6 protein-coding genes and 1 pseudogene are annotated in these 12057 nt (G+C 27.3%); 3 read left to right on the plus strand and 4 right to left on the minus strand.

The window, feature by feature from the left end; translation table 11 throughout:
* Positions 1-144 precede the first annotated feature (144 nt).
* Positions 145-777 carry a YesL family protein gene (locus TY07_RS10600; RefSeq protein WP_042399351.1) on the minus strand — a complete coding sequence of 211 codons (633 nt, stop codon included), beginning with the start codon at positions 775-777 and terminating at the stop codon, positions 145-147.
* Between the two features lie 232 nt (positions 778-1009).
* On the opposite strand from TY07_RS10600, the gene TY07_RS10605 reads away from it, so the two are divergent.
* Positions 1010-1411, plus strand: a complete 402-nt coding sequence (locus TY07_RS10605; protein ID WP_042399354.1) for a hypothetical protein — start codon at positions 1010-1012, stop codon at positions 1409-1411.
* Between the two features lie 430 nt (positions 1412-1841).
* Here TY07_RS10605 and TY07_RS10610 read toward each other — a convergent pair.
* Positions 1842-4293: pseudogene (locus TY07_RS10610) on the minus strand (GxGYxYP domain-containing protein).
* Between the two features lie 162 nt (positions 4294-4455).
* Between TY07_RS10610 and TY07_RS10615 the strand changes: the two are divergent.
* Complete coding sequence (locus TY07_RS10615) at positions 4456-4950, plus strand: hypothetical protein (protein WP_042399358.1); 495 nt, start codon at positions 4456-4458, stop codon at positions 4948-4950.
* 70 nt (positions 4951-5020) lie between these two features.
* On the opposite strand, the gene TY07_RS10620 is transcribed toward TY07_RS10615, so the two are convergent.
* Both TY07_RS10620 and TY07_RS10625 read right to left on the minus strand, forming a co-directional pair.
* A complete protein-coding gene (locus TY07_RS10620) occupies positions 5021-5602 on the minus strand; it encodes a hypothetical protein (RefSeq protein ID WP_042399361.1) in 582 nt (193 codons plus the stop codon).
* Between the two features lie 320 nt (positions 5603-5922).
* Positions 5923-6930, minus strand: a complete 1008-nt coding sequence (locus TY07_RS10625) for a PLP-dependent cysteine synthase family protein (RefSeq protein WP_042399364.1) — start codon at positions 6928-6930, stop codon at positions 5923-5925.
* A gap of 549 nt (positions 6931-7479) precedes the next feature.
* Here TY07_RS10625 and gltB point away from each other — a divergent pair.
* Positions 7480-12048: a glutamate synthase large subunit gene (gltB, locus tag TY07_RS10630; protein ID WP_042399369.1), complete on the plus strand. Its 4569-nt coding sequence runs from the start codon at positions 7480-7482 to the stop codon at positions 12046-12048.
* The last annotated feature ends 9 nt before the right edge of the window (positions 12049-12057 follow it).

The following is a 12057-nucleotide window of genomic DNA, read 5'->3' on the forward strand; positions in this document are numbered from 1 at the left end:
AGACAATTAACTTGGAAATAAATAAAAAATAAATAAAAAATAAATGGATTACTGTAAGTAATAATATAAATTCCTAATGAAAATTATATAAATTACTGGAGATAATCCATTTATTTTTTGCATTATCATAGGTAAAAAGAGTACTTATGATAATATTTTACTAAAATGGTTATTATTTTTATTGTATACAATTAAAAAAATACGAGAAACCATATAGCTATGAATAGCAACTCCTAAAAGGAGCATAAATAAAAAGACAATAGGAAAATAAAAAGTAGCAAATAAAACTGATAATCCAAATAAAGTAATAAGTAAGCTATAAGGTAAAGCTTTTATTGATATAAAAAAGCAATACTTAATTATACTTAATATTGATGAGTTAGTTTGAGATAGTACTGGAAAAATATAAGGAGTTACTAATAAAAAAATAAATAGAGTAAAAAATATAAATGGTAGAGCTATATAAGCAATAGACAGTCCACATTTTAACCAGAAAATTAAATTAACTCCTAATATAGTAGATGTTAACAAAACAATTAACCAAATAGCAGTAGATTTTTTGAAATTTTCTTTAAAAGCCTTAAAAAAAGCTTTAGTTATATGACCTTCATTTTCAGATAGTAGATTTAAATTAACAGAGTATAAAGCAGTAGTAGATGCACCAATTGTAATTATTGGAATACTACAAATTACCCATAAAATATTAAGTAAAAACAAATCACTTACTCTATTCATAAATTTTGAAAAGCCACTATCTAAATTAAACAAATTACCCATAAAAATTCCTCCCATAAAAATACCATAATATAATAATAACTCATGTAAAGGTTATATTCAATTGATTATAAGGAAATATAAGGGTTAAGTTACAAAAAGTTTATGAAGGGTATTTGACTTTAAAATAAATTAAGTAAAATATGTAAAAGCATAGTTTAGTTTTATGAATATTTATTTTGGTTAGAAGAATAATAATCGTATATAAAATTTTTATTATAAAAAGGAGATTATTATGAAAAACAAAAGAATAATTGCATTGGCACTATTATTTTTATTAGTATTTAGTAGTAATGTTTTTGCAGACAGAAGAAAACCAGAACCAAATGCTATATTTATGGGAACTGTAGAAGAAGTTCAAAGAAATGAGGATAATAATACAATTAATGTAAAGGTTAAGGGATATTTAAAGGGATTAGTAGTTCAAAATCAGGAGCTTATAGCTATTGTTAGTGATGAAACATTAATAATACCAAATGAATGCCCTAAGGAAGGGGAAGAACCAGATATTAAGAAAGTTAATCCTAAGGAGTTTAAAATACAAAAAGGTGATACTGTATTTTTTGTATTAAGTGAAGCAATGACTAAGAGTACTCCTCCACAAGCAGCAGCAAGAGCTATTCAATTAGCAAAATAAAATAATTTATTTGAAACAGCTTTATTAAGAAAATTTAATAAAGCTGTTTTATTTAAAAAATTAATAAATAAATTAAAACATATGTAACATAAGATAGTATTTTACATATATTGTACTATAAATAATAAATCAATAATTTAAATAGAAGATTACTTTCGTTCAGCAATTTTTGTTAAATTATAATTTATATCCTCCATATAGAGTAGTGATTTATTTAAGTTGCAATTAGTAAGATTTATCCTAGGTATTAGAAACTATAACAAGAGTTGAATTTTGTTATAGTTTCTTTTTGAAGTAAAATAATTATTTTAATGTTAGAAAATTAAACTTTTTAATTATAAATGATATTTATAAAATAAGGTTTTATATAAATATTAATTCTATCTTATCTAATTAATGATAAGTAAAAAGAGTATTAGTATAACATTGATTATGCATTATGTGAAACATTATTTTGTATTAGTTTAACAAAGGTATCAGGAGTAACAATTCTAACTTTAGGGTTTTTATTTAACTTAGTTATGACATCATTAACATTATCCATTGTATTACTCCAAACATGAACATAAACAAAGGTATAAGAGTTAGGATCTTTAATATTAGTATAACCACAATCAATTCTATCATTGATATTAGAAAGTAATTGATTTTCATCCTCTATTCCTCCCAAAAGTAAATCGCGGCATGAAATAATTGGTTTATCATTAGACCAAATTATTTTTCCATTATAGGCATTGTTTATATCATAATTTAGATAAAGTAAGCCATCTATATTTGAGTTACAGGTATATTTATCCCATAAATCTTTTCTATAAAAAGCTTCATCATTAAGAATCAATACATTATGTGCATCAACATTTGCCATATATTCATTGAGTCTTTTGGTATAGCTAAGTAGTTTGTCAGATGGATATTTACTAGGATACATGTATCCATTACCAGAAGCTGCAACTACATAATTATCAGTATATTTAGTGGAATTTGCAACTTCATAATATTTATTAAAAACTGTAGGAGCTAAATAGTACAAAGATGGATTTAAAGACCAACCTAAATTAAATTTACCTCTGTGAGGAGAGCCAAACCAATTCTTCATATTGAAATTACTTCCTAATAGCCATTGTTGATTATCTCCATCAGACATAATAAAAGTAATGTAATGAACTCCATCTTCTTCAGTAACTTGATTATTAATATTTTGAAGCTTTGTTGTTGAAGGATACGAACTTAAAACTGAAAGATTATAAGACCAATCTGCAGCAATAGTGTCAATACCAAAGCTAGATGCAATTGAAACCTTTGTGTGTTCATCAGGTGCCCAGCCTAAGATTCTACCACCGTCATCCATAGAATTAAAAATTAATTCTCTTAATGTGCTATCGTGTATATCATCTTCGTAGAAAACTAATGACTTTGAAAGAATGGCATAGTCTCTTAATGACATATATTTATCACTAGGTAATTCTATTACAGTAGAATGATTTAAGCCAGAGTTCCATAGATTATTAAATGCCCAATATTTATCAGTTTCTCTGCAGTCTTCAATTAGGTTTGTTATGCCATGATTGTTTAATATGGTTTCGATAGATTCATCAATTGCTATTGAGTCATTTAATGATGCTAAGGTGCAGGCATTGTTTATTGATGATTCCTTTACATTGCTATATAGTACATAGCCGTTTATATAGCATTTAAACTTATCTATAAGTTTCCAAGGGTCATTTATTATTTTATATTTTGCATTGTAGTTTTTATTTAAATCATCAAGCCATATTTGATAATCAGGTTCGCTTGAACTTAATATATATATTTGCTTATCACTTTTTGAAGCTATAAGCCCCTGAAGAGTTGCAATCATGGTTTGCTCGGCTTTTGTCATATTATTGTCAGATATAACATAAAGCAATTTAGGGGGGATAGGACCTTTAATATAGGAGTCATTAACTTCTATACGATCATTATAGCTACAATTTAATAAACTTATGTTTTTATTAGAAAGATTTGTGCTATTAGTTGAATTATAATTAGCAAATGTAGAGTTACAACCTTTATATTTATCATAAAAATTACTTAAGAAGTCATATCTATTACCAACATAAAAATCTACAGCATCTCGTTGAGAAATTCCAGAAAGCAATACTTGACGTCCGATGATATCATTTAAACTAACATTATTACCATTTTTAATAATGTCATACATTATCATAAAAGTGGTAGTTCTACCTACTCCAGCTTTACAGTGAAAGTGAAACCATGTATCTTCAGAATGGCTTTTAATAATGTCAATAAAGTAATTAACCATATCTTCATTAGGCAAATTACCATCTGTTACAGGAATTCTAATATAAGATATATTATTTGAGTATGCTAAAGTAGATTCACTTTGAACTAAATTGGGTGTAATTATTTTTTTTATTATTGTATAAGGTTAAAGGTTTATTTAAGTTGATAGAAGATAAATCACTATTTTCTTTTCCAATAACTTCATCTAAAGTAAGACCAGCATTTGCACTATTATTTGCATTGGCAAAGCTAATAGCCATATCATCGTTTATAAGCCCATGAGATTCTTGTCTTAGATCAATATCTACAATAGGAAGATTTGTATTTATATTTTCTATTAATAAAGGCAAATTAGTAGGAGTAAACTGGCCACTTCCGGATATATTAAGTTTTTCTAATCCTTCTATATTTAAAGATGTTAGAGCTGAAGAGTTAGAAATATTAGTTGTTTTACGAAAGTGACCTGGTAGCGAATTAGTATTAGCAGAATCTTGAATAATATTAACATCACTTGAAGCTTCAATTGGAAAAGAAACTGATGTCAATAAAATTATAATAGTTAATAAGAAAGTAAATATAATTTTTAAATTTTTTTTCATTAGTTTATACCTCATAATTATAGTTTTTACTATTTATTAGAGTAAGCAGGAAAAATATAATTTATTCAGAAGTTATAATATTTTAGTGAAATAGTTAATTATGGAGCAAACAACAATATAATAAATATTATAAAAGTATGAGCATAATGAAGGAAAATTTAAATGGCTAAGAAGAAACATAGATGTAAGAAGAAAAGAAATAATAATCAATATAGTGAGTATAATGAAGGCGGAGATGTTTCTTATGAAATGAGTGAGGCGGATATTAGAACATTAGGGTTATTAAACTTACAAATATTAATGATATATATAACAATATACGCTTATATAATATTATACACATCTACTGTACAAGGAATTGAATTAATATATAGCAAATATAATAATGAACATATTGACTCAATACAGGCTGATGAAACAGCTTTACAAGCTGTATATATGTTTTTTGCAACGCAATTAATATTTACTAGAATAGCAATTGTTAGATACAATATATTATATGAAGAAAAGGAAAGAGGAGAAATTGATTATTCACTTGAGCCTAATATAAATATTATTAGATCTAATATAGTATCTATAATATCTCTTCTTTATCTTATTGCTGGAGCGGAAGGGGTATATGAAAGGGATAACGGACAAACTATATTTGGGGTTTAGAGTAGGTAGTTTGATAATATAAAAAAATGAACTCCAACTTTCGTTAGAAAAGGAGTTCATTTTTTATATCTTATTTAATTCCTAATTTATCCTTAGCATTATCAATCATATTTTTTAAATCTAATCTAGCATTATGAGCATCTAAGGTTAAGGATCTCAAACCTTTTACTACTTCATCTTTAGATAAAGTAGCATAATCTTTTGTCTTTTCAACAAAAGTTCCAGTATAATCATCAACAGCAATAATAGCTTTATCAGCAGCTGTTATTACTTCTTCATTGTACTTATCAACTTCGTCATTTCCTTTTACAACGTTATTTTTTAAGTCATTCTTAAAAGCCTCTAAATTATTTTTTAATTGGTCGTAAGAATCGTTGTATGCAGTTATAAATTCATCATATGTATTATCATATGTAAAATCATCTACATAAATATCATAGGTAGTATCAAGTGTATTATCGTTAAAGTAATGATTATATCTTTCTGTTAGATAATCATAATACTCCTGATTAGTAGGAGGATTTTTTTTGTCGGTATTATTAGTAGTATTGTTAGCATTATTAGTGGTATTATTATTGCTACCGCATCCAACTAAACCAAAGATAAGTAGAGATAATAATACTAATGATAGAGCTTTAAATTTTTTCTTCATCTTAAACATCTCCTTAAAATAGTTTATATATATAGTTTGCTTAAGATAAATATTAGTATTCATATAAGTATTAAAAAAGCTTTGGGTATTTAAGCCTAAAAATTGAATGAATGTAGTTTTTTTTATACACATTATTAGATTTATTTTTAGGACATTAATATAACTATAGATTAATATTATGAGATTTTTTTTAATAAAGATAGTTATAGTATTAGTGGTTATTGAATAAATTTAAGTTAATATGTTTTATGGAAAAAAGAAATATTATTTTTAGAAATTTACTTAAAAATAATATTTCTTTTCGGTAGTTGTTTTTATAATTAAAGAACTTTGATATCGATTAGTTTTATATTAGAAGAAATATAATTTTCTTTAACAGGCTCTTTATTCATTAAATCTGTAGATAGATATTTTTTATTATCATCAGCAAACACAGTTACTGCAACAGAAGTTGCACTATTAAGTTCTAAGGCTTTCACAGCACCTATAAAGTTAGCACCAGATGAAATTCCAACTCCAAGACCTAATTCTCGAGATAATTTTTGAGCCATAATTATTGCATCACCGTCATCAATACTGATTATTTCGTTTAAATCGTTTAAATTTACTATTGGAGGAACAAATTCATCAGATATACCCTGAATTCTATGAGTGCCAGTGTGAGTACCTGTTGATAATGTTGGTGATGAGGATGGTTCTAAAGGATATGCCTTAAGATGATGATTTTTTTCTTTTAAGTACTTATAAATTCCCATTATTGTACCGCCTGTACCTACACCAGAAACTAATATTGAAGGAGTTAAATGATGTCGTTTTAAGGTGTTATATATTTCAGGGGCTGTTGAATAGTAGTGGGAATAGGAATTTGAATTATTAGAAAATTGTTGTGGTAAATATATATTAGAGCAATTAGCTTTACATTCTTCAGTTAAAGATATACATTTTGAAAATCCACCAGCTTCTTTTGAAACCAAATGCACAGTAGCATTATAACTTTCTAGTAATTTAATTCTTTCAGGACTCATCCAATCAGGCATATAAATATGAACATTAAAACCTAAATAAGTTCCAATAGCGGCAAAAGAAATACCAGTATTTCCACTAGTTGCTTCTAAAATAAGATCATCATCATGAAGCTCTTTATTAATATAAGCTTTTTTTAACATATATAATGCAATTCTATCTTTTATACTTCCTGTTAAATTATAATACTCTAGTTTAGCATAAACCTTCATTTTTTTTTCTTTATATATAAAAGAAATTTCAACTAGAGGAGTATGTCCAATTAAATTTTCTAAGCTATTTAATTTAAAAATTATATCGTTCATATAAACACCTATATAAAAATTATTTTATTAATAATATATGAAGTAATATATTTTTTTAGTAAGAATTTTTTGCTATTAGGATATATCAATTAGTTATTTATGTTATTAAAATTAATAACTATATTTTGTGTTTGAAAGATAATGAAAGTTTTTGAGAAAATGACAGAAATAAAAATATATCATTCATAATTTCGTAAAAATATGTATATAAAACTTATAAATGTAATAAGGAGTTTGAATTTTAAAAATAACATATTATTAAAAAAAATAAGTTTAAGTGATTAATAATTAATTTTTTTAAAGGAAAGTATATAAAAATATTAATAAAAAATTGAAATTATATACAAAGTTGTATATAATGTTTATAAAATAAAAATGTATTAATTTAGTAAAAAGAGATTTTTAATAAAAATATTATTTCATATTTGTGATTATAACTAACGAAGTTTATGAAAGCTAATAAGTTAAAAGTTTTTGTTAAAGAACCATTTTTTATTGAAAAGCAAAGAAGATAATATGACTAAATTATAAATAAAAGGAGCGTTATTTATGAAAGAAAATTGGGGCTTATACAACAGCAATTTTGAACATGACGCATGTGGAATTGGAGCTGTAGTAAACATTAAAGGAAAGAAATCTAATAAGGTTATTAATGATGCATTAGATATTTTAGAAAATTTGAAGCATAGAGGTGGTACTGGGGCTGATGAAAATACTGGTGATGGAGCTGGTATATTAATTCAAATACCACATAATTTCTTTAAAAGAGTATGTAATGAAGATAATGTAAAATTACCAGATTCAGGTAAGTATGCAGTAGGAGCATTATTTTTACCAACTGAAGAAAGTAAAAGGAAATTAGCATTAAATATAATTAATGAAGTTTTAAATAAAAGAGGATATTCACTTTTATTATTAAGAGAAGTTCCAGTAGATTATAGTGGGCTTGGAAAAGCAGCTTTAGAAGCTATGCCAAAGATTATGCAAATTATAATTAATAAGCCAGAAGGTATAAATTCATCTAGGGATTTTGAAAGAGAATTATATATATTAAGAAGAGATATTGAAAAGTCATTTAATAATGAAGAAAAATTAAATGATTGTAGTACTTATATAGCATCACTTTCGTCTAAAACTATAGTTTATAAAGGGATGTTATTATCTACACAGGTTAGAGAGTTTTATCATGACCTATTAGATAAGGAAGTAGAATCAGCTATTGCTTTAGTTCATTCAAGATATTCAACAAATACATTCCCAAGTTGGGAAAGAGCACATCCTAATAGAATGATGGTTCATAATGGTGAAATAAATACTTTAAGAGGTAATGTTAATAAAATTTATTCAAGAGAAGATTCTATTAAATCAGAAGTTTTTGGTGAAAGATTACAAGAGGTATTACCTATTATTAATAAGGAAGGTTCTGATTCAGCAACATTCGATAATGTATTAGAATTCTTATATATGGGTGGAAGAGATTTAGCAAGAGCGATATTAATGTTAATTCCAGAGCCATGGGAAAAATCAAAAAATATAGATCCTGATAAAAAAGCTTTCTATAAATATAATTCAACAATAATGGAACCATGGGATGGACCAGCTTCAATAGTATTTACTGATGGAGATAAAGTTGGTGCAGTTTTAGATAGAAATGGATTAAGACCTTCTAGATATTACATAACTGATGATGGTTATCTTTTCTTAGCATCAGAAACAGGTGCTGTTGCAATTGATGAGGAAAGAGTTATTAGAAAAGAAAGATTAGAACCAGGTAAGATTTTATTAGTTGATACTGTTAAGGGAGAATTAATAGAGGATTCAGAAGTTAAGAAAAAATATAGCTTAGAGCATCCATATCAAGAATGGTTAGATGAAAGATTAACACCATTAAGAGATATAAAAATAGAAAATTATGAAGAAAAGTTCATGAACAAAGATGAAAGAAAAACTTATCAAAAAGTTTTTGGTTATGGATATGAAGATTTAAAAACTAATATCTTTGAAATGGCTCAAAATAAGCATGAACCAATGGCGGCTATGGGAATTGATACACCACTTGCAGTATTATCATTAAAGGATCAACCATTATTTAATTACTTTAAACAATTATTTGCTCAAGTAACAAATCCTCCAATAGATGCTATAAGAGAAGAAATCGTAACATCTACTAATGTTTACTTAGGATCTAAAGGAAATATTTTAGATGATTGTCCAGAAAGCTGCAGACAAATAGAAATAGTTAATCCAATTATAAATAATAAGGATTTAGAAAAAATAAAATCATTAAATGGACATGGGTATAAAATAAGTACATTAGATATTACTTTTGATATTACAAAGGAAAATAGCTTAGAAATATCATTAAAGTATTTATGTAGAGAAGCACTTCAATTAATTAAAGAAGGAACTAATGTAATTATATTATCAGATAGATTTGTAGATAAGGATAATGCACCAATACCTTCATTATTAGCAGTTGCTGCAATGAATAATTATTTAATTAAAAAGGGTGTTAGAAGTTTAGCAGATATAATTGTTGAAACTGGTGAAGCTAGAGAAGTACATCATTTTGCAACACTTTTAGGATATGGTGCTACAGCAGTTAATCCATATTTAGTTTATCAAACTATTCATGAGTTAGTTGAAGATGGAATGATTACAATTCCTTATGAAGAGGCAACTAACAATTATGATAATGCTGTTGTAAAAGGTATAACTAAGATACTTTCTAAAATGGGAATATCGGCTATTAGATCTTATCAAGGAGCTCAAATATTTGAAGCGTTAGGTATAGATAAAACTGTAATAGATAAATACTTTACAAATACAACAAGCAGAATTGGTGGATTAACATTAAAGGATATTGAAAAAGAAGCTTTAGGAAAGCATGAAGATGCTTATAATAAGAGACTTAAGCAACTTAACTTTGATTTAGATAACTTTGGTAGAGATAAATTAAGAAGTGATGGAGAAAAGCATTTATACAATCCAATAAGTATTTATTTACTACAACAAGCGACTAAGAGTGGAGATTACAATAAGTTTAAGGAGTATTCTTCATTAATAATGAAAGAAGAAGAAGGATTAACTTTAAGAGGATTACTAGACTTTGAATTTGAAGAAAATCCTATTCCATTAGAAGAAGTAGAGCCAGTATCTGAAATAGTAAAGAGATTTAAGACAGGAGCAATGTCATATGGATCAATTTCAAAGGAAGCACATGAAGCTCTTGCTATAGCTATGAACAGATTAGGTGGTAAATCTAATACTGGTGAAGGTGGAGAAGATAGAGAAAGATGGATTCCATTAGCAAACGGAGATACAAAGAGATCAAAAATTAAACAAATAGCATCAGGAAGATTTGGTGTTACATCAGAATATTTAGTTAATGCTGATGAACTACAAATTAAAATGGCACAGGGAGCAAAGCCTGGAGAAGGTGGACAATTACCTGCATCAAAGGTATATCCTTGGATAGCTAAGACAAGGCATTCAACTACAGCAGTTGGATTAATTTCACCACCACCGCATCATGATATTTATTCAATTGAGGATTTAGCACAACTTATATATGATTTAAAGAATTCGAATATATATGCAGATGTTTCAGTAAAATTAGTTGCAGAAGCAGGAGTTGGAACAGTTGCAGCAGGTGTTGCTAAGGCTGGAGCTGATGTTATATTAGTATCAGGATATGATGGAGGTACAGGGGCATCTCCTAAGACATCAATTCAACATGCCGGTCTTCCTTGGGAATTAGGACTTGCTGAAGCTCATCAAACACTTGTTATGAATAACTTAAGGGATAGAGTAAGAGTAGAAACAGATGGTAAACTTATGACTGGAAGAGATGTTGCAATAGCAGCATTACTTGGAGCAGAAGAGTTTGGATTTGCAACAGCTCCACTTGTAGCCTTAGGTTGTGTAATGATGAGAGTATGTAATTTAGATACTTGTCCAGTAGGAATTGCAACTCAAAATGAAGAGCTTAGAAAGAGGTTTACTGGTAAACCTGAATATGTTGTAAACTTCATGGAATTTATAGCACAAGAGTTAAGGGAATATATGGCTAAGCTTGGATTTAGAAGTATAGATGAAATGATTGGCAGAGTAGATAAGTTAAAGAAAAAGGAACATCTTAATAATTGGAAGGCTGAAAGAGTTGATTTATCATTAATATTAGATAAGTCTCAAATTAATTCAGAAAATGGAGTTATCTTTAATGAAGATAAGAAATTTGATCATAAGCTTAATGAAGTTAAAGATTCAACTGTTCTTTTAGAATTAGCAAAACCAGCATTGGATAATAAAGAAAAAGTTAAAATAAATATAGATATTGTTAATACAGATAGAACATTTGGTACTATTTTAGGGTCAGAAATAACTAGAAGATATAAAACAGAAGGATTACCAGAAGATACAATTTGGGTTAAATGTACAGGAGCAGCAGGGCAAAGCTTTGGGGCATTTATACCAAGTGGTTTAACTTTAGAAGTTGAAGGCGATGGTAATGACTATGTTGGTAAGGGATTATCTGGAGGAAAGGTAATAGTATATCAGCCTAAAAATAGTAAACTGGTTGCAGCAGATAATATTATAGTAGGTAATGTTGCATTATATGGAGCTACTTCAGGAAAGGCTTTCTTTAGTGGAATTGTTGGAGAAAGATTCTGTGTAAGAAATTCAGGAGCAACAGCTGTAGTAGAAGGTTGTGGAGCTCATGGATGTGAATATATGACTGGAGGAAAAGCTGTTATACTTGGAAAAACAGGAGTGAATTTCGCAGCAGGTATGAGTGGTGGAATTGCTTATGTGTTAGATGAAGATGGAGATTTCAATTCTAAGGTTAATAAAGAAATGGTTCTTATTGAAAATCCAGATGATAAAGATGTCAAATTCTTAAAAGATATAATAAATGAACATTATGAGCTTACTAATTCAGTTAAAGCAAAAACTATTTTAGATAATTTTGATTTATATATAACTAAGATTAAAAAAGTTATTCCTGTAGATTATAAAGAAGTTTTAGAGCTTGTTAGAATTAACGAAGAAAAGGGATGTACTAGAGATGAAGCTTTAGTAAATGCCTTTTATGAAAAAACTGGAAGGGTAATGTAAGGAGGGAGT

This window comes from Clostridium saudiense (genome assembly GCF_000577815.1).
Classification (GTDB): Bacteria; Bacillota; Clostridia; order Clostridiales; family Clostridiaceae; genus Clostridium; species Clostridium saudiense.